We start from the raw sequence: 23,881 nt of genomic DNA, 5'->3' as shown, positions 1-23,881 counted from the left end.
ACCTATTTTTATATTTTTGCGTCACTATGGCAAAACAAGAAGACTTATTTAAGAATGTGGTTTCGCACGCAAAAGAATATGGATTTATTTTCCAGTCGAGCGAAATTTACGATGGGTTGAGTGCAGTGTACGACTATGCTCAGAACGGAGTGGAACTAAAGAAAAACATCAGGGACTATTGGTGGAAATCTATGGTGCAGATGCACGAAAATATCGTTGGGATTGATTCGGCGATTTTCATGCACCCGACTACCTGGAAAGCTTCCGGACACGTGGATGCGTTCAATGACCCGTTGATTGACAACAAAGATTCCAAAAAAAGATACCGCGCCGACGTTTTAATTGAGGATTATGCCGAAAAATTAAACCAGAAGGCCCAAAAAGAAATCGAGAAAGCAAGAACCCGTTTTGGTGAGGCTTTCAACGAACAGGAATTCATTACCACCAACGCGCGTGTGATGGAATATCTTGGTAAGAAAAAAGAAATTCTGGAGCGTATGGCCCGTTCGCTGGAAACGGAAAATCTGGCCGACGTGAAAGCGTTAATTGAAGAATTGGAAATCGCCGATCCGGAAACCGGTTCAAGAAACTGGACCGAAGTACGTCAGTTCAATTTGATGTTCGGGACCAAATTAGGCGCTTCCGCAGATTCGGCAATGGATTTGTATTTGCGTCCGGAAACGGCTCAGGGAATTTTTGTGAACTTCCTGAACGTACAAAAGACTGGTCGTATGAAGATCCCGTTCGGAATCGCACAAACCGGAAAAGCTTTCCGTAACGAAATTGTTGCGCGTCAGTTTATCTTCCGTATGCGTGAATTCGAACAAATGGAAATGCAGTTTTTCGTGCGTCCGGGCGAGGAAATGAAATATTACGAGTATTGGAAAGCAACGCGATTGAACTGGCATTTGTCGCTTGGTTTAGGAAAGGAAAATTACCGTTTCCACGATCATGAGAAGTTAGCACATTATGCCAACGCTGCTGCCGATATCGAATTCAACTTCCCGTTCGGATTTAAAGAACTGGAAGGAATCCATTCGCGTACCGATTTCGATCTGAAAGCACACGAACAGTTCTCTGGTAAAAAAATGCAGTATTTCGATACCGAATTGAACCAGAATTACACCCCGTATGTGGTGGAAACTTCGGTAGGTTTGGATCGTATGTTCCTTGCGGTTTTCTCCAACTCTTTGAAAGAAGAAACGCTGGAAGACGGTTCTGTAAGAACGGTATTGCGATTGCCTTCGGTATTGGCGCCAACCAAAGCCGCCGTTTTACCATTGGTGAAAAAAGACGGTTTACCGGAAATCGCCAGACAAATCATCGAAGATTTGAAATGGGATTTCAATGTAGCTTATGACGAAAAAGATGCGGTAGGGCGTCGTTACAGAAGACAGGATGCACTTGGTACCCCTTTCTGTATTACGGTGGATCACCAAACGTTGGAAGACCAAACGGTTACCATCCGTCACAGAGACTCCATGCAACAAGACCGAGTTAAAATTGAAGCATTAAGAGGTATTATCAACAATGAGGTTTCCATGAGAAACTGGTTGATGAAGATGTAAGTATCTTTAAAATATCAAATATAAAAATCCCAAATTCCAATATAGGAGTTTGGGATTTTTTATTGTTTTTTGAATTTGATCCTGAAAGTTTTTGGATTGGAATTTTACTCCGTCATGGCATCCCAGCCCCTCGCTTTCAGTTCGATTTTCGTATTAGCCCTGGTTACCAGGTGAATGCCTTCGCTTTCTTGCGTCATGTGACCAATGATCGAGAAATTCGGATTTCCTTTAATTTTGTCGAAGTCTTCCATTTTTATGGTAAACAACAATTCATAGTCTTCACCGCCGTTAATGGCTACCGTTGTGCTGTCGATATTGAACTCCTCACATACATTGATAAACTGTGGATCCAGCGGCAATTTATCTTCATATAAATTACAGCCTACTTCCGACTGTTTGCACAAATGCATAATCTCCGAAGACAAGCCGTCGGAAATGTCAATCATTGAGGTCGGTTTTATTTCCAGTTTTTCCAGAAGTTCACGTACATCTACGCGGGCTTCCGGTTTTAACTGGCGCTCTATCAGATAAGTGTAATTATCCAGATCGGGTTGATTGTTCGGATTTACCAAGAATACTTGTTTCTCGCGTTCCAAAACCTGTAATCCCATATAAGCTGCTCCGATATCACCGGAAACCACCAATAAGTCAGTTTCTCCGGCACCGCTTCGGTACACGATTTCGTCTTCATTGGCTTCACCAAGAGCGGTAATGGAAAGAATCAATCCTTTCTGGGAAGAAGTGGTGTCGCCACCAACAACATCCACACCGTAAGTTTTAGAGGCTATGGCAATTCCAGCAAAAAGTTCTTCTAAAGCTTCCAACGGAAAACGATTGGATACGGCAATAGAAACCGTAATCTGCGTTGCTTTTGCATTCATTGCGCAGATATCGGAAACATTCGCCGCAACCGCTTTATATCCCAAATGTTTTAAGGGCATGTACGACAGATCAAAATGCACTCCTTCAATTAATAAATCGGTGGAAACAATGGTTTTCTTGTCCTTGAAATCCAAAACGGCCGCGTCATCACCAATTCCTTTGATGGTGGTTGGCTGTGCAATTTCAAACTGTTTGGTTAAATGGTCTATCAAACCGAATTCGCCTAATTGTGCGATACTGGTTCGGGGTTGGTTTTTATCTTCAATCATTTTTCTAAAGTTGCTGAGTTGCAAAGGTACAAAGTTGCTGAGTTGTAAAAGCACAAAGTTGCAAAGGATTATTCCAAACAAAAAACCCGACTACTTTCGCAATCGGGTTTTAGTTTATCGTTTCATGCTGAAGTGGGCCTTAAATTCCCGACTGTCATTGTTTAGTCTGTAAAACACCTGAAACCAGTAATCGGTGGAAGGAAGCGGATGACTATTAAAGGTTCCATCCCATCCCGGATCAGTCGGACTCATTTGCTTCAATAATTTGCCATAACGGTCATAAATGTTGATTATGGCATCGGGCTGGTCCTTTAAATCGGTAATGTTCCAGTAGTCATTGATTCCGTCTCCGTTGGGAGTAAAGAAATTCGGGTAGCGTAAAACAGTAGTTGTTAAGACAACATTGGAGCACCCTGCTTTTGTGTCCCGAATAGTTATCGTATGGTCACCGGAAGCAACATTGTGAAAGGTGTTGCTCATCTGAAACGGTCCGTTGTCCAGTTGGAATTCGTATTCGCCATAACCGCCATTTATATTGACCGTTATGTCGATGTCATCTTCGAAAGCACCACTCAAAGTAATTGTCGCCAGCGCGGCACTGGATTTGGTAATCACGACCTGGGTGTCTTTGTAGTTACAGTTAGCTCCAACATCGGGAGTGAGTTTTGTAAACCGGACATCATAGGTTCCTTCCTGAGTAGCCATATAATTCGGACCTGTTCCCATAAGTGTTGCTCCCAAATACCAATCTACCCTGTAAATGGCCGGATTGAGTCCGGTTCTTATGAGGTAAGGTCGAAGAGTTGCATTTGTTGTCGGGTCCACGCAGATAATTCCGTCGGGGAAATCAATATTCAATAACGGATGAACTGTAAAGGTAAATTGCGTTTCATCATTACAATTTGCGTTATTGACAGCTGTTGCATATACATAAACGGTGTACGTGCCCGGAGTTGCGTATGTGTAATCGGCCGGCGAGATAAGTCCGACACCCCCTTGTTGTGAATAATAATTAATAGTGTAATTCACTACAGGTAATGCAGGTAAAGTGTAGCTGCCACATTCTGCGGTGTCAAATACCATTGGAGGCAGTACGGGAGTGTCTGAAACGGTTATGGTAAAGGTTTTTTCTTCAATACAAGTGATGCCGAAACGTCCGGAGTTGACCGCATAAACATACACTGTGGCTGGGGTATTGGCAGAAGTGAAGGTTGTTCCGTTGGGAATAGGATTCACGCCGTTCGGGTTTGAAAAATAACCGATCGTATAATTGTTGGATGGCTCCGGCGGAAGGTGTGTCAATACCGGCAGGCTATAGCTGTCGCATTCGTTCACATTGTTATAATCGGGTAAATCGATACCGTTGAAGTACACTTCAAAAGGTTTGTCATACACGCAGCCGGTAGCGGAATCCACGTTATACATGTAAAAAGTGTTGTCCGTACTGAATACATCCGATGGGTTTACAAGGGTTCCGGTTCCATTCGGTCCGCCCGGGGCAGTATACACGGCTCCGTTGACAGGGGTTGGAATGGAATACGGCGAACACTGAATCGTATTTATCGGATCATCGGTTACCGGGTATGGATTTAGGTTGATTGTAAAACTGGATTCATTCGCACAGCGATTCCCATCGGGTCCGTTGTAGATGTAATAGGTTCCCGGACTTAAATTCACTCCTGATAAATCTATAATAGCACCTGCCGAAAGGGGTATTTGTCCCGGTGTTGTAGGTCCTCCTGGTAATGTGTAGTAAGAACCGTTTGTCAGGTTCGGAAAAATAAATTCACCACAATGTGTTCCGCTGGCAACTGTGTCTACAAGAGGCAGCGGATGGATGGTAATGTTGTAATTTAAATTGTTTGTACAATTTGGCAGTGTCGTTGTATTGGCATAGTAATATACAACTTGTGAAGTGGTTATCGGAATATTCGGGTTCACGATGGAACCTCCTCCCATCGGGGCGGTATAATAATTTCCAAATGGTATCGGGGGCAGCGTATAGCTACCGCAGATGGAAACGGGTACAAAAAGTGATGAGTCAACAATGTTTACGACAAACTGGTTTTCCAGCGAGCAATAACCGATGTTACTATTTGTATCGGTATGGGCCAGCTGATTGTACACGTATACGGTTTGCGAACTGGTTATCGCATCCCCTGGATTAAGGGTGATTTGTCCTAAAGTAGAAGGTCCTCCAGACAAGGTGTAATAAGAGCCATTAGTAATAGCCGGGAGTGTGTATGAGTTGCAGGTTGTCACATCGGCAGGGTCATCCAGAAGTGGCAACGGGTGGATGTTTATCGTAAACAAACGGTCCACACAAGGGAGGTTGTTAACTTCGGCATGATAATAAATATTCTGAGTTATCGTGGCCTGGGTTGTATTTGAATAAACAGTGCCTGCCGGTATAAGTGTTCCCGTGCCTGTAGGCCCTCCGGGAGCCGTGTAAAATGCTCCGATATTATAAGCGGGTACCGGAACTGTAAAACTTCCGCAGTTGTCTAAAATAGGTTCGTATTCATCCACCAAATGAAGATTGAAAGTGCTTTCATTGGTACATCCATTGGCGTCCGGTCCGACAAAAATGTAGTAGGTTCCAGATTCGTCTATGATATCTCCGGCATTCATCTGATTCCCTGTTGCGTTAGGGCCTTCATAATACGTTCCGTTTGTGAGTACAGGTAATGTGTAACTGCTGCATTCTATCGGATTGGGTGTAATGGTATCAACAACAGGAAGCAGATTGATAGTAATAACGGCGCTGGTTACATCAAAACAATTCAAATTCGAGTTGTCCTGCAATAGCGCCCAAACCGTTACGGATGTTGTGCCTGCCGGAATATTGATGGAAGTTCCGATACTGTTTATTCCCTGTTGCGCATCGGCTTGTGAGTTATAATAGGTTATGGTGTAGTCGGGAAAAGGCAAGCCGTCAAGCACTTCCGGATTAATGTTTGGTAGATTGTAATTTTGTCCTGTTGTGCTGTCACAGATGCTGATATTAATACCGGTACCGGCAACTACCGGATTGGTTACAATCAGATTGAAAGGATATACCGCATCACAGAAGTTACCACTAACCGTGTTGAAAACTTTAATGTAGATGGTTTGTCCTCCAATGCTGTTGTACGAAGCTAAATTTCCATTCGGGATAGGGGAATTCGAGGCAATATCCGCTAAAGATTCATAATAGAAAACATCATAGATGTTCGTGTCAATCCCCAATTGCGATTCACTATTGGTGGTTAAATCAAAAGTATAGGTAGCGCTTCCCGTATCACAGGTTTGAAGATTTACCGGAGCGGTAACAGATAACGGATTGAAAATAATTGTGTCTGTTAAAAAACAAGATCCTTTTCGGATTTCAACGGTATAAGTGCCGGGTTGCGTAACCGTGTATGCAGGATTCGTTTCCCCAGCGATTGGAGATCCGTTTAAAAGCCATACATAAGTATAAGAGTTGTCCAAATTGGTGTCCACGACGTAAGAATCTCCGGTGCAGATGGAACGGTCAGCGCCCAAGTCGAACGTGTTTTCGAAACTTCCGGCAGCGATAAATACAGCCGAATCATACTCATAATCACCATAATCACCAATGATAAGTTTTAAACGGTACGGATTGTTGGGTAGAACGGCAGAAGCAGCATTCAGAGCCACGGTATGACCTCTCATATTCAGTGTGGATGCAGCGGGATTATTCACATTATATACCCCGAAAAGATTCGGGTTGGTGGAGCTGCAGGTATTGTTGTATAAGGAGTTTTTGATGTTTTTCACCGTTACCGGATTGGAAGTCCCCGGAACTACCGCCAGATTGGTGGTGATGTTTGTGGTGAGGTCGGTTAATTCAAAAGCGAAAATATCATTGGAAAGGCATTGAAACTGACCGTATTCGTTAGAAGCAAAAAGAAAATTGAAACTGAACGAACTGGATACGGGAACAAAATCAAACTGTAAAAAGGCCAAATCTACCAGCGCGGTATTTTGACCACTACTGACATTACTCAGATTTTGCAGAAAAGCATCGTTTCCTCCACCGACGGCATTGGTACTCATGTTTAATCCGGTGTATGATCCCTGAGTGTTCGTAGCAATCCCGTTTCGGATAATTATCCCTTCGCTGATTGGAAAAGACGAGCCGTTCTGATTAAAATAGGCAACAGATTGCGCCGATGAAGACGAGATATTCGAAACGGTAACGCACGAATTTCCCAGTAATAAATTAACTAAATCTGTAGGGGTATTTGAGGTGTCGTCAACTGTTATCGTTTGCGAATAAGAACTGGCGCAAAGCAAAATAAATGCTATTGATAGGAATTTTTTCATCTATACAATTTAGGGTATTTGGGGGTATTAAAATTACAAATATTTTCGAGATGTGTACGGTTAACCGGTGTACATATCGTACCGCAGACAAGGTAATAGTAAATCGGAATAAAAACAAAAAACCCGACAACTTTTATCATCGGGTTTTTCAGTTATTCTATTTTTAAACTTCTTAATCATTCAATTTAAGAACCGCCATAAATGCCTCTTGCGGAATCTCTACATTCCCTACCTGACGCATACGTTTTTTACCTTTTTTCTGTTTTTCCAATAATTTACGTTTACGGGAAATATCCCCTCCGTAACATTTAGCGGTAACGTCTTTACGCAATGCCTTGATAGTTTCACGAGCGATGATTTTAGCACCAATCGCTGCCTGAATCGGAATGTCAAACTGTTGTCTCGGAATCAGTTCGCGCAATTTCTCACACATTTTTTTACCGATGTTGTATGCATTGTCCTCGTGAATCAACGCCGAAAGCGCATCCACCGACTGTGCGTTCAATAACACATCCAGTTTCACCAATTTCGAAGTACGCATACCAATAGGTGTATAGTCAAACGAAGCATACCCTTTGGAAACCGTTTTCAATCGGTCGTAGAAGTCGAATACGATTTCCGCCAACGGCATGTCGAAATTCAATTCCACACGTTCCGTAGTCAGATAGGTTTGGTTGGTAATCAGTCCGCGCTTTTCAATACACAAACTCATTACGTTCCCCACGAAATCCGCTTTGGTGATAATCGTAGCTTTGATATAAGGCTCTTCAACACGGTCTAATTTGGAAGGTTCCGGTAAGTCGGACGGGTTGTTAACCACAAGCGCCGTTTCCGGATCTTTTTTGGTATACGCCAAATACGATACGTTGGGAACCGTGGTGATTACCGTCATGTCGAATTCACGCTCCAAACGCTCCTGGATAATTTCCATGTGTAGCATCCCTAAGAATCCGCATCGGAAACCAAAGCCTAACGCTGCCGAACTCTCCGCGGTAAATACCAACGAAGCGTCATTCAGTTGCAGTTTTTCCATCGACGCACGCAAGTCTTCATAATCTTCGGTGTCTACCGGATAAATTCCGGCGAATACCATCGGTTTCACATCTTCGAAACCGGTAATCATATTGGTAGTAGGGGTTTTAGCGTCGGTTAACGTATCACCCACTTTTACTTCTTTCGCTTCTTTAATTCCGGAAATTAAGTATCCCACATCTCCTGCAGAAATCACGTTTTTCGGAACCTGATTCAGTTTCAGCGTACCGATTTCGTCTGCAAAATATTCGTTACCCGTTGCCATGAATTTAATCTTCTGACCTTTACGGATTTCCCCGTTTTTCACTCGGAAAATAACTTCAATTCCTCGGAACGGATTGTACACCGAGTCAAAAATCAACGCCTGTAACGGTTCGTTCGGGTCGCCTTTCGGAGCCGGAATACGTTCGATAATCGCCGCTAAAATATTCTCCACACCATAACCGGTTTTCCCCGAAGCGTGAATAATATCCTCTAATTTACAACCTAACAAGTCAATAATATCGTCGCTCACTTCCTCCGGATTCGCACTCGGTAAGTCCACTTTATTCAATACCGGAATAATTTCCAGGTCATTTTCCAAAGCCAGGTATAAATTCGAAATCGTTTGTGCCTGAATACTCTGTGCCGCGTCCACAATCAAAAGCGCGCCTTCGCAAGCGGCAATCGAACGGGAAACCTCATACGAGAAATCCACGTGTCCGGGTGTGTCAATCAAATTCAGAATATATTGTTCGCCCTTATAGGTGTATTCCATCTGGATGGCGTGACTCTTAATCGTAATCCCACGTTCACGCTCCAAGTCCATGTTGTCCAACAATTGTGCTTTTTCCTCACGCGCCGTAACGGTTTGTGTGGCGCCAAGCAAACGGTCGGCCAGCGTACTTTTTCCGTGGTCAATGTGTGCAATAATGCAGAAATTTCTAATATGCTTCATCTTCGTTCTTTGTCAAAATTTTTTGGGCGTTCCCACAAGGGTCGGGCTTTCCGTTCCAATCTTTTATTTTTTAAAGAAAAAAATAAAAGGATTTCCACTGCAATCCCTAACGCAAGCACCACTTATAAAGGTAGTGAATTAATCGGCAAATATAGTTAAAGTTTTGATTGCAGAATGCAGATTAATCACCGGAAACGTTAAACCTTAATTAAAACTCATAAAAATTCGTAATTTTGCGCCAAAATGAAGAAGATGGTTAAGATTGGCAACATAGAATTACCCGATTTCCCTTTGTTACTCGCGCCTATGGAAGACGTGAGTGATCCGCCGTTTCGTCGTTTGTGCAAGCAGCACGGCGCCGATTTGATGTACTCGGAATTTATTTCCAGTGAAGGACTGATCCGTGATGCCATGAAAAGCCGAATGAAGCTGGATATTTTCGATTACGAACGTCCTGTCGGCATCCAGATTTTTGGTGGCGATGAGGAAGCGATGGAAATGTCTGCGAAAATTGTAGACACCGTTCAGCCTGATTTGGTGGATATTAATTTTGGATGCCCTGTAAAAAAAGTTGTGTGCAAAGGTGCCGGTGCCGGTGTGTTGAAAGATGTAGACTTGATGGTACGCCTAACCAAAGCGGTAATCAAAGGAACAAACCTTCCGGTAACAGTAAAAACCCGTTTGGGTTGGGACGAAAGTTCCATCAATATTGATGAGGTGGCCGAACGTTTGCAGGATATAGGCGTGCAGGCGCTGACGGTTCATGCAAGAACGCGTGCCCAAATGTATAAAGGGCATTCCGATTGGACCCACATCGAGCGGGTGAAAAACAATCCAAGAATCACCATGCCGATTTTCGGAAACGGTGACATCGATTCGCCTCAAAAGGCATTGGAATATAAAAATAAATTCGGTCTGGACGGCATGATGATTGGTCGCGCGGCCATAGGTTATCCATGGATTTTCGACGAAATCAAGCATTATTTCAAAACCGGCGAATTGTTACCGCCACCCGATATGGAAGCTCGTATCCAAGCCGCACAAAATCACCTGACCTGGTCAATGGAATGGAAAGGAGAACGCGTGGGTATAGTGGAAATGCGTCGTCATTACACCAACTATTTTAAAGGGATCCACAGTTTTAAGGAACACCGACAAAAGTTAGTCACTAACGACAGCCCAGAAGAATTAATGAAAATTTTTGATGAAATCCGCGATGCTTATTCGGATTATCAGATGGTTTAATCAGTAAACACTAAATGAATAATAATAAAACCTGGTATTTTTTATTAGTCGCATCCATCTTATCTGTCATTGTTTTTGTATTTATGTTTTTAGGGTTTCTTTTAGATATTAAATATACAATTGAATCAGTAGAAGGGATTGGTAATGAAATAATTGAGTTGTCCTATAATCATGTTTATTCATTGAGTTGGATAGTGTGTTTTCAGTTTTTGATAATTATGTATTTGTTGGTAATAGCAAAGAAGAATTAAAATTGATTTAAAATAAAAAAAGGCTCAACAATTGTTGAGCCTTTTTTTTAAACCTGTATTTTCTTCCACTTCCCTTTTTTGTAAAGCACAATACTCGCAAGTGTTATTGCGGTTTCAGCAATCGGTACCGCCATAAAAACTCCGGTCGGACCCATTTTAAACTGTTTTGCCAAAACATAAGCCAAAGGAATCTGAAACAGCCAGAATCCGAAAAAATTCACCCATGTAGGTGTCCAGGTATCTCCGGCACCGTTAAACGTATTAATCAACACCATTCCAATTCCGTAGAAAACATAACCCAGACTCATGGTCTGCAAGGCTTCCACTGCAATGTTCTGCACATTCACATCATTCGAGAAAAATGAAATGATATACCGTGCAAACAGTAGGGTGATCACCATAATAGTAGCCATGAAAACCGTATTGTATTTTGCGGTGGTAAATACGGATTTTTCGGCGCGTTCAATCTGTTTGGCACCCAAATTTTGTCCGACCAAAGTCGCTGCGGCATTACTCAGTCCCCAGGCCGGAAGAATGAAAAACATCATGATTCGCAATGCCGTCTGATAGCCGGCCGAACCGTGATCTCCTCCGGTTGTGGCAACCAATTGCGCTAAGAAAATCCAGCTGCACGACGCGATTACAAATTGCAAGACACCCGGAGCGGCAATTTTGGCTATGTTTTTAATCTGCTCGAAATCGGGAATAAAATAGGACGGGATGATTTTCAGAATTCCTCGTCCGTTAAATAAATGATATAACTGGTACAGTACGCCAATGCTTCTTCCGGTGGTGGTTGCCATCGCGGCGCCAATCAATCCGAAAGCAGGAATCGGTCCGAATCCGTTAATTAAAATCGGACATAAAATAATATTACAGATGTTGGCCAACCACAAACTGCGCATTGCAATCGCTGCATTTCCGGCTCCGCGAAAAATTCCGTTAATCAGGAATAAAAGCATAATGCACAGACTTCCGCCCATCATGATTTGGGTAAAATTCACACCGTAATCAGCAGCTTCCTGTGAGGCGCCCATAATCAGCAGGATGTCTTTGGCATAAATAAATCCGAATACACTAATTATTGAGTTGATTACAAAAGCAATAATAATCGCCTGCATTCCGGCTTTGGCGGCTGCTACCGGATTTTTTTCGCCAATGCGTCGTGCCACTACCGCTGTGGCCGCCATACTGATTCCAATAGCCAATGAATAGATAATGGTAATCACCGATTCGGTTAAACCTACTGTTTGAATGGCAAAGCTGCTGTGTTCCAAATGCCCCACGAAGTATAAATCGACTAAAGCGAAAACGGATTCCATCATCATTTCCAAAACCATCGGAATAGCTAAGAGGATGACGGCTTTTTTAATGCTTCCTTTTGTGTAATCGAAGGAGTCGTCGCCTTTAATGGCGCTCTTCAGGGTCTGATAAATTCGTGAAAGGGTAGTATGTCTTGATGTGTCTGTCATGATAAATTAGGATAAAAATGAATAAAGCCGAATTGAAAAATCCGGAAGAGGTTAAATGTCCTAACTATCTATCGAAAAGTAAAAGGACTAGACAAATACAATCATGGGCGTTCTGTTATTGAGCAGCAAATATAGAAATTAATTTTAAAGCGGCGTTATTCAAGCAGGTTTTTGCTTACACGGCTGGAGGCAATCCAGGATGCTGTTAATCCCAGGACGGCGATAGTTCCCAGGACAATGATCACGTTGATGACTCTAAACTGAATAGGGTAGGCCATGGAAGGGGTAATCATAATCATGGCGAATTTTTTTTGCAGTATGACAAATACTACGCCTAATGCTAATCCTATAATTCCGCCAATGCACGTCAGCAGGCTTCCCTGTAATAAGAAAATGCTTCTGAGATGTCCGATTTCGGCACCAAGGTTGAAAAGGGTTTTCAGGTTGGCTTTTTTATCCAATATCATCATGATTAAAGCGCCGACCAGGTTGAATAAGGCGACAATAATTACTAAAGTGAATATAAGGTACACGGCAATGTTTTCGGTATTGAGCATTTTGTACAAGCTGTCGTTCAGTTGCGCCCGTGTTTTTACCGATACTTTGTTATTGAAAATAGTCTGCAATTCTGCAATGGCATCCTCTTCGGAAGCGGAAGGTTTCAGTTTCAGTTCAACCGAAGTAACCTGATTGGGTTGGTACTGCAGTAATTCCTGTGCTAAACCTAAATCGGCAAAAACATATTTTCTGTCCAGATCATCGTTAATGGCATAAATACCGATTGGTGTCAATGGAGATTCGTTAAAGGCTTCATTCGGATTTTCAATGGTTCCTTTTCCCGGTTTCGGTACAAAAACTTCAAAAACATTATTGAAATCAAACAGTCCCATGGAAAGTTTATTGGCGATGCTGTAACCGATAACCACCTGTGAGGTATTGGGTTTGAGCCACTCCCCGGCATAAATTTTCTTTTCGAACGGAGTTGTTTTCTTGAAAACACTGTCAACACCTTTCAAAAAAGCCACTTCCTGTTTTCCGTTGAAAGAAAACAATACGCGTTCTTCAATGGTTTTGCTGTAAAGCGCAATGTTTTTCGATTGCTTTAATTGGTTTTCCTGTTGCGGGGTAATTACGAGTGATTTGCCGACGATGTTGGACAGTTTTAAATCGGGATCGGTATCATTAGCAAACGAAAGGCTGAATTCCCGCAATCCGCTGAATACCGACAACACCACAAAGAGCGCCATGGCACTGACGATAATCCCAACCATGGCAATGCCGGTAATGATATTGATGGCAGTGCTCTTGCTGAAACTGATTGTGTACCGGCGCGCTATGTAAAACGGGAAATTCAAATTACGATTTCTTTCTCTTGGCTAAAAGGTCGCGGTTTTCAATCGGGTTTTCTTCGCCTTTTAAAGCGGTGTCAATTTTTTCGATATAGTCTAAACTGTCATCGATGTAAAAAGTCAGATTCGGCACACGGCGTAATTGTTGTTTCACGCGTTGTGCTAAATCATGTTTAATCAGTGGGGTATTCGTACGAATCGCCGCCAAAAGTTCCGGACCTTTATCTACCGGAAAAATACTCAAATATACTTTCGCAACCGATAAATCGGTGGTTACATTTACTTTCGATACAGAAATAATCAGATTGCTGATTCCGTTTTTACGCACTTCTCCCTGCAAAATATCCACTAAATCTTTTTGCAAAACCGTTCCTATCTTTTTTTGTCTGTTTGTTTCCATGCTGCAAAAATACGATTTTTTAAGTTAATTATATAGGAGTGAACGTGCAGGAGCGAATGGGTAGTGGTTTTTTGTGATCCATTTTCCTGCTTTTGCTCATAGTCCCATCTCGTTAAAAGAAACGAGACGGGAGCTAATCCGCTCTATCAGGGCTAGGGGAAAAACCATTTTAATTTTTGGAAACATTGTAAAAACTTTGCGAACTTTGCGGTTCAATAAAAAAAAACATGAGAAAAATAGAACATATAGGTATAGCGGTAAAAGATTTGGAAGCGTCCAACCTGATTTTTGAGAAATTATTCGGAGCACCGGCCTACAAACAGGAAGAAGTGGAAAGCGAAGGCGTAAAAACGTCCTTTTTCATGAACGGTCCCAATAAAATCGAACTATTGGAAGCCACCAATCCGGAAAGTCCGATTGCGAAGTTTATTGAGAGAAAAGGAGAAGGGATTCATCATATCGCCTTCGATGTGGAAGATATCGTTGCGGAAATCGCTCGTTTACAACAGGAAGGGTTCGTGGTGTTGAACGAAGTGCCTAAAAAAGGGGCCGACAATAAACTGGTTACTTTTCTGCATCCCAAAGGCACAAATGGTGTTTTAGTGGAATTATGCCAAGAAAACCCGAATTAATTTTTGTCGGAACAAAAAATAATAGTAATATTGCAACCTCTTAACCGGTCCTATAGCTCAGTTGGTTAGAGCACCTGACTCATAATCAGGTGGTCCCTGGTTCGAGCCCAGGTGGGACCACAATTATAATTACGAAAAAGCCTTCTGCAAAGAGGGCTTTTTCTGTTAAAATAACAAAAATTAAGATTTTTGATAAAAAAATATTGTTTAACAGAAAAATATTTTTATTTTCGTCTAAACGATGATGGGGTGCATGTCTGGATTGTGTATGAGATTGAAATTAATCCGATAACGTTTTAATTAAATATTAAATTTTGATAAAACATTAGATTTCCTTTTGTGGGGAAGTTAATTTTTATATTTTTACAACCATGAAGAATAACCTACGTAAAATACTAATGAGTGCGGTAGTCTTGTTGAATGCTTCAGCAGTTTTTGCTGAGAGCGTGCCATCGCCCCCACCACCGCCAACGACACCGCCGGGAATTCCGATTGATGCTGGAGTGGGAGTTCTTATAGTAGGTGCTCTTGGATTAGCCTTTTATTTTATAAAAAATAGCAGTATAAAAAAAGCTTCAAAATAATTTGAAGCTTTTTTATTGTCTCAGTTCTTGTAATCGGGCGACATATTTCCCGATAACGTCAAATTCCAGATTTATTTTTGTACCTATTTTAAAGTTTTTAAAATTAGTGTGCTCCAAAGTGTAGGGGATTATTGCTACACTGAATTCGTTTTTCTTTGAATTCACAACGGTCAAACTTACGCCGTTTATGGTGATGGATCCCTTTTCGATGGTAATGTTGTTTAGATTACTATCATATTCAAAGGTAAAGTAAATACTTCCACTGACGTCTTCAATGTTTTTGCAGGTGCCTGTTTGGTCTACATGGCCCTGAACAATGTGTCCGTCCAGACGATCGCCTAATTTCATGGCGCGTTCTATGTTTACCACATCGCCAATGCGCCAATCGCCTAAATTTGTTTTTTCGATAGTTTCTTTAATCGCAGTAACGGTATAGGTGTCATTTTTGATGGCCACGACTGTTAAACAGATGCCGTTATGTGCTACGCTTTGGTCGATTTTTAATTCACTGGTAATGGAAGAGTTTACCGTAACGTGAATATTGCTGTCTTCTTTTCGAATATCTTGAATAGTTCCAAGAGTTTCGATAATTCCTGTAAACATAAGTATTTATTTTGCTAAATTTGCATATCCAAAATTAGGAATAAATAACTAGTCAGCATGGTTAAAAAAGCAGAAAATATTATTGTAGGGATTTCCATCGGTGATTTGAACGGTATCGGTAGCGAAGTGATTTTAAAAACTTTCGAAGATATCCGTATGCTTGAGCTTTGCACGCCGGTTATTTTCGGGAATGTCAAAATTCTTTCGTTTCTTAAGAAAACGCTGAATTTAGAGTCTAATTTGCACGGCATCGACAGGCTGGATCAGTTGGTATTCGGTAAAATCAATGTGCTGAATATTTGGCGTGAAGGTGTGAACCTGCAATTCGGTGTGAATGATGAAGCTGTTGGGAAATATGCAATTAAGTCATTTACCGCTGCAACTCAGGCGTTGAAAGACGGATTGATTGATGTTTTGGTAACGGCCCCTATTAATAAATACAATATACAATCGGAAGAATTTCACTTTCCCGGTCATACGGATTATCTGAATCAGGAACTTGAAGGTGATGCCTTGATGTTAATGGTTCAGGATACTCTGCGTGTCGGACTGTTAACCGATCATGTTCCGGTGAATGAAGTTTCGGGACATTTAACAGAAGCGTTGATTCGAACCAAGTTGGAAACTATAAATAAGACGCTTATTCAGGATTTTGGAATTACAAAGCCAAAAATTGCGGTGTTGGGATTGAATCCGCACTGTGGTGATCATGGCGTGATTGGGAAGGAAGATGATGAAGTAATCAAGCCGGCGCTGAAAAAACTTTTTGATGAGGGAATCATGGTTTTCGGACCGTATTCTGCCGACAGTTTCTTCGGATCGGGGCAGTATGAGAAATACGATGCGGTTATCGCGGCTTACCACGATCAGGGGTTGATCCCGTTTAAGACGCTGTCTTTTGGAAAAGGAGTGAATTACACGGCGGGACTGAATAAGATAAGAACGTCGCCAGATCATGGAACTGCCTACGAAATAGCAGGGAAAGGAGAAGCGGATTTCAATTCGTTTAAAGAAGCGGTTTATTTGGCTTTGGATGTGTTTCATAACCGAAACGAATACAAAGAGTTGGTGAAAAACCCCTTAAAAACAAAGCAAAAACAGTTATAAACAAAAAAATGTTTACAACTCGTTTGAATTTACAATAATTTTATATCTTTGCACGCTCAAAACTGTTGGTATGAATATTCAGAAAGATTTTTTAATTCCGTTTGTGGGATTAAAGTTGGGGAAACATCAGTTTGATTATCAAATAGATAAAAAGTTCTTTGAGGGCTTTGAATTTGACGAATATAACGACGTCAATGTCAAAGTGGAGTTGGTTTTCGATAAGAAGAGCACGATGCTTGAACTTGCTTTTAAACACAAAGGAACAATCAATGTGCCTTGTGATTTGACCGGTGAGGAATTCGATTTACCAATAAAAGGAAAGCTGAATTTATTCGTAAAATTCGGGGATGCTTTTAATAATGAGAATGATGAATTACTGATTTTGCCTCACGGAGAATTCCAGGTTGATGTGGCTCAGTATATCTATGAAATGATTGTATTGTCTGTACCGACCAAAAGGATTCATCCGGGCGTTAAAGACGGTACTTTGGATTCGGAAGCGATTCAGAAATTAGATGAATTGGCTCCAAAAGAACAATTTAAGGAAAAAGAAGAAGAAAATATTGATCCCCGTTGGGATAAATTAAAACAACTATTAACGGATAAATAATATAGTAAGATGGCACATCCTAAGAGAAAAACCTCGAAAACAAGAAGAGATAAGAGAAGAACGCATTATAAAGCGACAACTCCTCAAATTGCAACATGTCCTATAACAGGAGAAGCGCATTTATACCACAGAGCTTACTGGCATGAAGGTAAAATGTACTACAGAGGTCAAGTTGTTATTGACAAACAAGTAGCGGAGGCATAATCCGAAAAAAAGAATAGAGAAAACTCTCACTGTGTGGGGGTTTTTTTTTTAAAACCTATTGGAAATAAATTAAGTAGGGATAAAAGAATATTGGTTTGGGATTTTTTTTGTAATTTCAACCACTTTTTGAAGTCACATTTTCAGGAAGAAAAATACAACTTTTATGAATAAAATATCAGCCGCTATTACAGCAGTGGGAGCCTATGTTCCGGACTTTGTTTTATCAAACCAAGTGCTGGAAACTATGGTGGATACGAATGATGAATGGATTACCTCTCGTACCGGAATTAAAGAAAGAAGAATGCTTAAGGAAGAAGGACAAGGAACTTCTTTCATGGCTATAAAAGCAGCACAAAACCTTATCGAAAAAGCAGGAATCGATCCTAAAGATATCGATTTGGTAATCATGGCTACCGCAACGCCGGATATGCCGGTTGCTTCTACAGGAGTGTATGTTGCCACTCAAATTGGAGCCGTAAATGCTTTTGCTTACGATCTTCACGCAGCATGTTCAAGTTTCCTATACGGAATCTCAACCGCATCCGCCTATATTGAATCAGGACGTTACAAAAAAGTCCTTTTAATTGGCGCCGACAAAATGTCTTCCATCATCGATTATACCGACAGAGCGACCTGCATCATCTTTGGAGATGGCGCCGGAGCTGTATTGTTTGAACCTAACACAGAAGGATTAGGGTTTCAGGATGAGTTTTTGAGAAGCGACGGTATAGGAAGAGAATTTCTTAAAATCGATGCAGGTGGTTCTATTTTACCGGCTTCGGAAGAAACGGTTAAAAACAAACAACATTATGTGTTCCAAGACGGAAAAACAGTATTCAAATATGCAGTTTCAGGAATGGCTGATGTAAGTGAGAAAATCATGGAACGTAATAATTTGTCTAAAGACGATGTAAACTGGTTAGTGGCACATCAGGCTAATAAGCGAATTATTGATGCAACGGCTAACCGAATGGGTCTTGATGAGGAAAAAGTCTTAATCAACATTCAGAAATACGGGAATACCACTTCGGCAACTTTACCATTGTTGTTGAGTGATTTTGAAAGTCAGTTGAAAAAAGGAGATAATATTATTTTTGCAGCCTTCGGAGGCGGTTTCACATGGGGAGCTGTCTATCTGAAATGGGCCTATAACAAACAATAAACAAACAAAACCAAATTTAGAATAGTATGGATATCAGAGAAATTCAAAACCTAATCAAATTTGTAGCAAAATCAGGTGCTACAGAAGTAAAATTAGAAATGGATGATTTTAAAATCACCATCAAAACCACTGAAGCCGGAGCAGCTGAAACAACATATATTCAGCAAATGCCTATGCAGGCGATGCCTCATGTTGCAGCACCAGTTGCGGCAGCGGCAGCACCGGTTGCACCAGCAGCAGCTACTCCTGCAGCAGACGAAAATTCAAAATACATCACGATCAAGTCACCAATGATTGGTACTTTCTACAGAAAACCATCTCCGGATAAACCGATGTTTGTTGAAGTGGGAAGTACAATTTCTAAAGGAGATGTAGTTTGCGTAATTGAAGCAATGAAATTATTCAACGAAATCGAAGCGGAAATTTCTGGAAAAATCGTTAAAATTTTAGTGGATGACGCTTCTCCGGTAGAATTCGATCAGCCATTATTCTTAGTAGATCCATCATAAGAAGTTAGAAGTTAGAAGTTAGAAGTTAGAAGTTTTTCTTCCTTCATCTTAATTGTCTAATGGACACATTGTCTAATTATCTAATTGAATATTATGTTTAAAAAAATATTAATCGCAAACAGGGGAGAGATTGCACTTCGTATTATCAGAACCTGTAGAGAAATGGGAATCAAAACGGTAGCGGTTTATTCCACTGTTGATGCAGAAAGCTTGCACGTTAAGTTTGCTGACGAAGCAGTTTGTATCGGACCGGCACCAAGTAACCTTTCCTATTTAAAGATGTCAAATATCATTGCCGCTGCAGAAATTACCAATGCAGATGCAATTCACCCAGGTTACGGTTTCCTTTCCGAGAATGCTAAATTCTCTAAAATCTGTCAGGAGCACAATATTAAATTTATTGGCGCTTCTCCTGAAATGATTGACAGAATGGGAGACAAAGCTTCTGCAAAAGCTACAATGAAAGCAGCAGGAGTTCCATGTGTACCGGGTTCTGACGGATTGTTGGCAGATTACGCGCAAACGCAGAAATTAGCTGTAGAGATGGGGTATCCCGTGATGCTGAAAGCAACTGCCGGAGGTGGTGGTAAAGGAATGCGTGCCGTATGGAAAGCCGAAGAATTACTGAAAGCTTGGGAAAGTGCTCGTCAGGAAGCAGCAGCTGCTTTCGGAAATGACGGTATGTACATGGAGAAATTAATCGAAGAACCGCGCCACATCGAAATTCAGATTGTGGGTGATGCTTACGGTAAAGCCTGTCACCTTTCGGAGAGAGATTGCTCGGTACAACGTCGTCACCAAAAACTAACTGAAGAAACGCCTTCTCCGTTCATGACGGACGAATTGCGTGAGAAAATGGGTGAAGCTGCTGTAAAAGCTGCCGAATTCATTAAATACGAAGGAGCAGGTACTGTTGAGTTCTTAGTGGACAAACACAGAAACTTCTACTTCATGGAAATGAACACGCGTATTCAGGTAGAGCACCCGATTACTGAGCAGGTTATTGATTATGACTTGATCCGTGAGCAAATTATGGTAGCTGCCGGAATTCCGATTTCAGGTAAAAACTATTTGCCGCAATTACATTCTATAGAATGTCGTATCAATGCGGAAGATCCTTACAATGATTTCCGTCCGTCTCCGGGTAAAATCACGGTTTTACATGCGCCGGGAGGACACGGAGTTCGTTTGGATACCCATGTTTATGCAGGGTACACGATTCCGTCGAATTACGATTCCATGATTGCAAAGTTGATTACGACTGCGCAAACCAGAGAAGAGGCAATCAATAAAATGAAACGTGCTTTGGATGAATTCGTAATCGAAGGTATCAAAACTACGATTCCGTTCCACAGACAGTTGATGGACGAACCGGATTATGTTGCCGGTAATTACACCACGAAGTTCATGGAAACTTTCAAAATGAAAGATCCTCAATAAATAGAAAATCCCAATCGCAAGGTTGGGATTTTTTTATTGATCAGTTTTGGTTTTTACTCAAACCGGGTATTGCGATTTTTAATTCAACTGTTGATAAATGCATGCCCTTTTTTAGAACACAAATTATTTAAATTTAGACGGATGAATTTGTGAGAATTTGCGTGATTAGTGATTGAAATACATGCAAATTGAGTTAAAAATATAGTAATTCATGCCATTTTAAACTAAATTTGAAATAAGTGAAAGTTATCAATTATGTTCGACAAAGAATTTAAAACCGCGATTCAAAATTTATCCGATGCAGAAAAAGATAAATTAATTTTAAGGCTGTTGAAAAGAGATTTGGATTTAGCCAACAGATTGTATTTTGAATTAGTCGATACGGAAACCGTGGAGCAGAAACGGGAAAAAGCTTCGGCTTTGGTTTCGGATAAAGTCAAATCGGCAAACGAACATTTTCATTCCATTGGTGTACTTCTGATGCGGGTGAGGGCAATCAGCGGGGATATTAACGAGCATGTCAAAATCACCAAAGACAAACACGGCGAAATAGCGTTAAATCTTCAGATGCTGATTGAAGTGCTGATGATAAACCGCATGGCCATCAATGCTTCGAAACCCGCGGATTCATACAAGTTCCTGATTTATGTAATCACCAGGATTTATAAGATTCTGATACTGATAAAAGCATTGGATGAAGATTATCTGTTGGAATTCAGGGACGATTTGGAACGATTGGGCAATCTGCTCGGCGATTATGATCTTCTCATGAGACTTTGTGTTCATAACGGTTTGGATGTGAACTGGCTTATTCATTGCGAAATCCCCGATGACATCATGGCATATCATAAAGAATTGAAGGCGAATGGATTTTTAAAGTAAGTAAGCAGCTGTCGTTATTCACGGTTTGCAGAATGAAGAAGGGAGCGTTTAATGACTTATTTATATTTTAAAAATAGTTAAATCGGAATATAAAATCCCGTCCCTTTTTTAAACGGGACGGGATTTTTTTATTTCTCAGGTTGGTCGCTCATCGTAATTTTTAATGTGCCGCCTTTCATGATATCCTCATAGGTAATAAAATATTTCGACAATGGTTTATCGTTTAAAGTCATGTTACTGACATAGATGTTTTTATCGGATTGATTGAGAACTTTTATTTCAAATGATTTACCGTTTTCTAAATTCAATTTAGCATAGTCCACACTCGGACTTCCAATGGCATAATCATTTGAGCCCGGAGCGACAGGATAAAAGCCTAAAGATGAAAAGATGAACCAGGCACTCATCTGACCACAGTCGTCATTGCCTCCAAGACCATCTGGTGTCGGCTTGTATTGCATTTTCAAAATGGTTCTGATTTTCTCCTGCGTTTTCCATGGCTGATTGGTCCAGTTGTACAAATAAGCTACATGATGCGCTGGCTCATTTCCGTGTACATAGCCGCCAATTATACCGTCTCTTGTTATGTCTTCGGTTTCGGCAAAAAAAGTATCCGGTAAATTCATGGAGAATAGCTTGTCTAATTTTTGGGTAAAACTTTTTTGGCCACCCATTATCGCAATTAGACCCATCGGATCGTGAGGGACAAAAAAACTGTAATTCCAGCTGTTCCCTTCAATAAAGCCTTGTCCGTGCGTACTTAAAATATCAAATTCCTTTTTAAAGGTTCCGTCAGCCAACTTAGGACGCATAAAACCGGAGCTTTTGTCAAAATTATTTTTCCAGTTTCCGGAACGTCTCATAAATTCTTCGTAGACATCTTGCCGGTTTACTTTTTTAGCCAGTTGGGCAATTGCCCAGTCGTCATAAGCATATTCTAAGGTATTTGAAACCGAGATGCCGCTTTTTTCGGCCGGAATAAATCCTTTATCAATATAATCACCAATTCCTTCATAGTTAAGCTTTTTTGCGGTAGCCACACAAGCTTCTAATGCTTTTATAGGGTCGCCGGTGTATACGTTTTTAAGAATCGCATCGGCGACTACAGAAACACTGTGATACCCACTCATGCACCAATTGTCGTTGGCATGGTGACTCCATATAGGCAGCATTTTTTGAGCGCTCTGTTCGTAATGTTTCATCATGGAATGTGCCATGTCGTTGTTCCTCTTAGGTTGTAGAATATTAAAAAGAGGGTGTAATGCTCTGTAGGTATCCCAAAGAGAAAAAGTTGTATAATTTGTGAAACCCTTGGCCTGATGGATTTCCTGATCGAGGCCTTTGTATTTTCCGTCTATATCCATGTAGGTTGTTGGGGCCAGAAAGGAATGGTACATAGCGGTATAAAAATTCTCTTTTAGTTCATTGCTGCCTTCAATTTCAATTTTGCTTAACTCTTTTTCCCATAAATCTTGGGTTTGTTTTACTACAGAATCAAAATTCCAATGTTGAATTTCTGCAGTAAGGTTTTGCAATGCGCCGCTCATACTAACCGAGGAAAGCGCCAGTTTAATCTTGATTTTTTCCTGATTCTCGGTTTTAAAATCAAAATGCATGCGGAGTTGTTTTCCTGAGATTTCAGGGAAGTTCTTAGTCTGGTTGAATTTCCCCCAAAAACCTCTGTATACTTGCTTATCTTCAAAATTTTTACTGCCGTAACTCAAGAAAGGTTTTGAAAAGGAAAGGGCAAAATATTGTATCCTGTTTTTAGCCCAACCGTTAGTTTGCCTGTAGCCCGTAATAAGTGTGTCATTGACTACGCGTACATAAGTCCAAACATTTTTTTCAGGATAGTTGTAAATACCGCTCATCAAATCTAAGATAATATGTGCTTCATCCGATTTTGGAAAAGTATACTGATGAAAACCGACCCTGTTGGATGCCGTTAATTCGGCTAATATGTTGTCATCGTCTAATTTTACTTTGTAATAACCAGCTTCTGCAGTTTCGTTGGTATGGGTGAATGAGGAACGAAATCCTGATAAAGGTTTATCTGCGGTTCCGGGATTTAATTGCAATTTTCCAACAGTTGGCATTACTAAAAAATCACCTAAATCGGAATGCCCTGTGCCGCTGAAATGCGTGTGGCTGAAACCTACTATGGTTTTGTCGTCGTATTGATAACCTGCACAATATTTATATACTTCCGGATTGTATTTTCCGCTTACTGAATAGGGAATCGTGTCAGTGTCCGGGCTGAGTTGCACCATGCCAAAAGGAGCCGAAGCACCGGGATAGACATGCCCCATACGTTGTGTCCCGATAATGGGTTTTACATATTTTACATAGTTGTGCTGGCTGTAAATAGGTAATGTGAGTACTATGAATAATAATGAAAGAATGTTTTTTTTCAT

At 41.0% G+C, this 23,881-nt stretch carries 19 protein-coding genes and 1 tRNA gene; 12 read left to right on the top strand and 8 right to left on the bottom strand.

Annotated elements, in window-relative coordinates:
* Positions 1 to 26 precede the first annotated feature (26 nt).
* Positions 27 to 1,568 carry a glycine--tRNA ligase gene (locus FLJC2902T_RS01470; protein ID WP_023578011.1) on the top strand — a complete coding sequence of 514 codons (1,542 nt, stop codon included), beginning with the start codon at positions 27 to 29 and terminating at the stop codon, positions 1,566 to 1,568.
* Between the two features lie 104 nt (positions 1,569 to 1,672).
* Here FLJC2902T_RS01470 and thiL read toward each other — a convergent pair whose 3' ends face one another.
* The 3 genes from thiL to lepA all read right to left on the bottom strand — a co-directional run bounded on the left by thiL (position 1,673) and on the right by lepA (position 9,017).
* The gene (gene thiL / locus FLJC2902T_RS01465; protein ID WP_023578010.1) at positions 1,673 to 2,719 is read right to left on the bottom strand and encodes a thiamine-phosphate kinase; all 1,047 of its coding nucleotides are present in this window, start codon (positions 2,717 to 2,719) and stop codon (positions 1,673 to 1,675) included.
* A gap of 114 nt (positions 2,720 to 2,833) precedes the next feature.
* A complete protein-coding gene (locus FLJC2902T_RS01460; RefSeq protein ID WP_023578009.1) occupies positions 2,834 to 7,048 on the bottom strand; it encodes a T9SS type B sorting domain-containing protein in 4,215 nt (1,404 codons plus the stop codon).
* A 172-nt stretch (positions 7,049 to 7,220) separates the two neighbouring features.
* On the bottom strand, positions 7,221 to 9,017 hold the full coding sequence (gene lepA, locus FLJC2902T_RS01455; protein ID WP_023578008.1) for a translation elongation factor 4: 1,797 nt from the start codon (positions 9,015 to 9,017) through the stop codon (positions 7,221 to 7,223).
* Positions 9,018 to 9,269: 252 nt separating this feature from the next.
* On the opposite strand from lepA, the gene dusB reads away from it, so the two are divergent.
* Positions 9,270 to 10,262 (top strand): tRNA dihydrouridine synthase DusB, encoded by a 993-nt coding sequence (dusB, locus tag FLJC2902T_RS01450; RefSeq protein ID WP_023578006.1) that lies wholly within the window; start codon positions 9,270 to 9,272, stop codon positions 10,260 to 10,262.
* 298 nt (positions 10,263 to 10,560) lie between these two features.
* Here dusB and FLJC2902T_RS01445 read toward each other — a convergent pair whose 3' ends face one another.
* The 3 genes from FLJC2902T_RS01445 to rbfA form a co-directional block, all read right to left on the bottom strand.
* Positions 10,561 to 11,985: an MATE family efflux transporter gene (locus tag FLJC2902T_RS01445; RefSeq protein WP_023578005.1), complete on the bottom strand. Its 1,425-nt coding sequence runs from the start codon at positions 11,983 to 11,985 to the stop codon at positions 10,561 to 10,563.
* A gap of 155 nt (positions 11,986 to 12,140) precedes the next feature.
* A complete protein-coding gene (locus FLJC2902T_RS01440) occupies positions 12,141 to 13,340 on the bottom strand; it encodes an ABC transporter permease (RefSeq protein ID WP_023578004.1) in 1,200 nt (399 codons plus the stop codon).
* Position 13,341: 1 nt separating this feature from the next.
* Positions 13,342 to 13,734: a 30S ribosome-binding factor RbfA gene (gene rbfA / locus FLJC2902T_RS01435; protein WP_023577480.1), complete on the bottom strand. Its 393-nt coding sequence runs from the start codon at positions 13,732 to 13,734 to the stop codon at positions 13,342 to 13,344.
* Between the two features lie 227 nt (positions 13,735 to 13,961).
* Here rbfA and mce point away from each other — a divergent pair, with 227 nt between their 5' ends.
* The 3 genes from mce to FLJC2902T_RS01420 all read left to right on the top strand — a co-directional run bounded on the left by mce (position 13,962) and on the right by FLJC2902T_RS01420 (position 14,950).
* Positions 13,962 to 14,366 carry a methylmalonyl-CoA epimerase gene (gene mce / locus FLJC2902T_RS01430; protein ID WP_023578003.1) on the top strand — a complete coding sequence of 135 codons (405 nt, stop codon included), beginning with the start codon at positions 13,962 to 13,964 and terminating at the stop codon, positions 14,364 to 14,366.
* 46 nt (positions 14,367 to 14,412) lie between these two features.
* Positions 14,413 to 14,486: transfer RNA gene (locus FLJC2902T_RS01425), tRNA-Ile, on the top strand.
* 251 nt (positions 14,487 to 14,737) lie between these two features.
* Positions 14,738 to 14,950 (top strand): hypothetical protein, encoded by a 213-nt coding sequence (locus FLJC2902T_RS01420; protein ID WP_035676632.1) that lies wholly within the window; start codon positions 14,738 to 14,740, stop codon positions 14,948 to 14,950.
* 12 nt (positions 14,951 to 14,962) lie between these two features.
* Here FLJC2902T_RS01420 and FLJC2902T_RS01415 read toward each other — a convergent pair whose 3' ends face one another.
* Positions 14,963 to 15,553: a riboflavin synthase gene (locus tag FLJC2902T_RS01415; RefSeq protein ID WP_023578001.1), complete on the bottom strand. Its 591-nt coding sequence runs from the start codon at positions 15,551 to 15,553 to the stop codon at positions 14,963 to 14,965.
* 57 nt (positions 15,554 to 15,610) lie between these two features.
* Here FLJC2902T_RS01415 and pdxA point away from each other — a divergent pair, with 57 nt between their 5' ends.
* The 7 genes from pdxA to FLJC2902T_RS01385 all read left to right on the top strand — a co-directional run bounded on the left by pdxA (position 15,611) and on the right by FLJC2902T_RS01385 (position 21,467).
* Positions 15,611 to 16,660 carry a 4-hydroxythreonine-4-phosphate dehydrogenase PdxA gene (pdxA, locus tag FLJC2902T_RS01410; protein WP_023578000.1) on the top strand — a complete coding sequence of 350 codons (1,050 nt, stop codon included), beginning with the start codon at positions 15,611 to 15,613 and terminating at the stop codon, positions 16,658 to 16,660.
* 70 nt (positions 16,661 to 16,730) lie between these two features.
* Positions 16,731 to 17,270, top strand: a complete 540-nt coding sequence (locus tag FLJC2902T_RS01405) for a YceD family protein (RefSeq protein WP_023577999.1) — start codon at positions 16,731 to 16,733, stop codon at positions 17,268 to 17,270.
* Between the two features lie 9 nt (positions 17,271 to 17,279).
* Positions 17,280 to 17,474 (top strand): 50S ribosomal protein L32, encoded by a 195-nt coding sequence (rpmF, locus tag FLJC2902T_RS15995; protein WP_023577486.1) that lies wholly within the window; start codon positions 17,280 to 17,282, stop codon positions 17,472 to 17,474.
* A 163-nt stretch (positions 17,475 to 17,637) separates the two neighbouring features.
* A complete protein-coding gene (locus FLJC2902T_RS01400; RefSeq protein WP_023577998.1) occupies positions 17,638 to 18,636 on the top strand; it encodes a beta-ketoacyl-ACP synthase III in 999 nt (332 codons plus the stop codon).
* 26 nt (positions 18,637 to 18,662) lie between these two features.
* Positions 18,663 to 19,145, top strand: a complete 483-nt coding sequence (gene accB / locus FLJC2902T_RS01395; protein WP_023577997.1) for an acetyl-CoA carboxylase biotin carboxyl carrier protein — start codon at positions 18,663 to 18,665, stop codon at positions 19,143 to 19,145.
* Between the two features lie 93 nt (positions 19,146 to 19,238).
* Positions 19,239 to 20,585 (top strand): acetyl-CoA carboxylase biotin carboxylase subunit, encoded by a 1,347-nt coding sequence (gene accC, locus FLJC2902T_RS01390; protein ID WP_023577996.1) that lies wholly within the window; start codon positions 19,239 to 19,241, stop codon positions 20,583 to 20,585.
* 255 nt (positions 20,586 to 20,840) lie between these two features.
* Positions 20,841 to 21,467, top strand: coding sequence for a hypothetical protein (locus FLJC2902T_RS01385; protein WP_023577995.1), 627 nt, complete (start codon positions 20,841 to 20,843; stop codon positions 21,465 to 21,467).
* 128 nt (positions 21,468 to 21,595) lie between these two features.
* Here the strand turns inward: FLJC2902T_RS01385 and FLJC2902T_RS01380 are convergent, their stop codons facing one another.
* The gene (locus FLJC2902T_RS01380; protein WP_023577994.1) at positions 21,596 to 23,881 is read right to left on the bottom strand and encodes a GH92 family glycosyl hydrolase; all 2,286 of its coding nucleotides are present in this window, start codon (positions 23,879 to 23,881) and stop codon (positions 21,596 to 21,598) included.

The sequence above is a fragment of the Flavobacterium limnosediminis JC2902 genome, assembly GCF_000498535.1.
GTDB classification, from domain to species: domain Bacteria; phylum Bacteroidota; class Bacteroidia; order Flavobacteriales; family Flavobacteriaceae; genus Flavobacterium; species Flavobacterium limnosediminis.
This window is presented reverse-complemented; position numbering and strand designations above follow the sequence as displayed.

What these genes read in the sequence shown, in the direction of transcription:
- lepA (WP_023578008.1), bottom strand. Translation starts at nt 9,017, where the DNA reads ATGAAGCATATTAGAAATTTCTGCATTATTGCACACATTGACCACGGA.
- FLJC2902T_RS01445 (WP_023578005.1), bottom strand. Translation starts at nt 11,985, where the DNA reads ATGACAGACACATCAAGACATACTACCCTTTCACGAATTTATCAGACC.
- FLJC2902T_RS01380 (WP_023577994.1), bottom strand. Translation starts at nt 23,881, where the DNA reads ATGAAAAAAAACATTCTTTCATTATTATTCATAGTACTCACATTACCT.
- FLJC2902T_RS01460 (WP_023578009.1), bottom strand. Translation starts at nt 7,048, where the DNA reads ATGAAAAAATTCCTATCAATAGCATTTATTTTGCTTTGCGCCAGTTCT.
- FLJC2902T_RS01470 (WP_023578011.1), top strand. Translation starts at nt 27, where the DNA reads ATGGCAAAACAAGAAGACTTATTTAAGAATGTGGTTTCGCACGCAAAA.
- accB (WP_023577997.1), top strand. Translation starts at nt 18,663, where the DNA reads ATGGATATCAGAGAAATTCAAAACCTAATCAAATTTGTAGCAAAATCA.
- FLJC2902T_RS01385 (WP_023577995.1), top strand. Translation starts at nt 20,841, where the DNA reads ATGTTCGACAAAGAATTTAAAACCGCGATTCAAAATTTATCCGATGCA.
- accC (WP_023577996.1), top strand. Translation starts at nt 19,239, where the DNA reads ATGTTTAAAAAAATATTAATCGCAAACAGGGGAGAGATTGCACTTCGT.
- FLJC2902T_RS01400 (WP_023577998.1), top strand. Translation starts at nt 17,638, where the DNA reads ATGAATAAAATATCAGCCGCTATTACAGCAGTGGGAGCCTATGTTCCG.
- rbfA (WP_023577480.1), bottom strand. Translation starts at nt 13,734, where the DNA reads ATGGAAACAAACAGACAAAAAAAGATAGGAACGGTTTTGCAAAAAGAT.
- dusB (WP_023578006.1), top strand. Translation starts at nt 9,270, where the DNA reads ATGGTTAAGATTGGCAACATAGAATTACCCGATTTCCCTTTGTTACTC.
- FLJC2902T_RS01420 (WP_035676632.1), top strand. Translation starts at nt 14,738, where the DNA reads ATGAAGAATAACCTACGTAAAATACTAATGAGTGCGGTAGTCTTGTTG.
- thiL (WP_023578010.1), bottom strand. Translation starts at nt 2,719, where the DNA reads ATGATTGAAGATAAAAACCAACCCCGAACCAGTATCGCACAATTAGGC.
- mce (WP_023578003.1), top strand. Translation starts at nt 13,962, where the DNA reads ATGAGAAAAATAGAACATATAGGTATAGCGGTAAAAGATTTGGAAGCG.
- rpmF (WP_023577486.1), top strand. Translation starts at nt 17,280, where the DNA reads ATGGCACATCCTAAGAGAAAAACCTCGAAAACAAGAAGAGATAAGAGA.
- FLJC2902T_RS01415 (WP_023578001.1), bottom strand. Translation starts at nt 15,553, where the DNA reads ATGTTTACAGGAATTATCGAAACTCTTGGAACTATTCAAGATATTCGA.
- pdxA (WP_023578000.1), top strand. Translation starts at nt 15,611, where the DNA reads ATGGTTAAAAAAGCAGAAAATATTATTGTAGGGATTTCCATCGGTGAT.
- FLJC2902T_RS01405 (WP_023577999.1), top strand. Translation starts at nt 16,731, where the DNA reads ATGAATATTCAGAAAGATTTTTTAATTCCGTTTGTGGGATTAAAGTTG.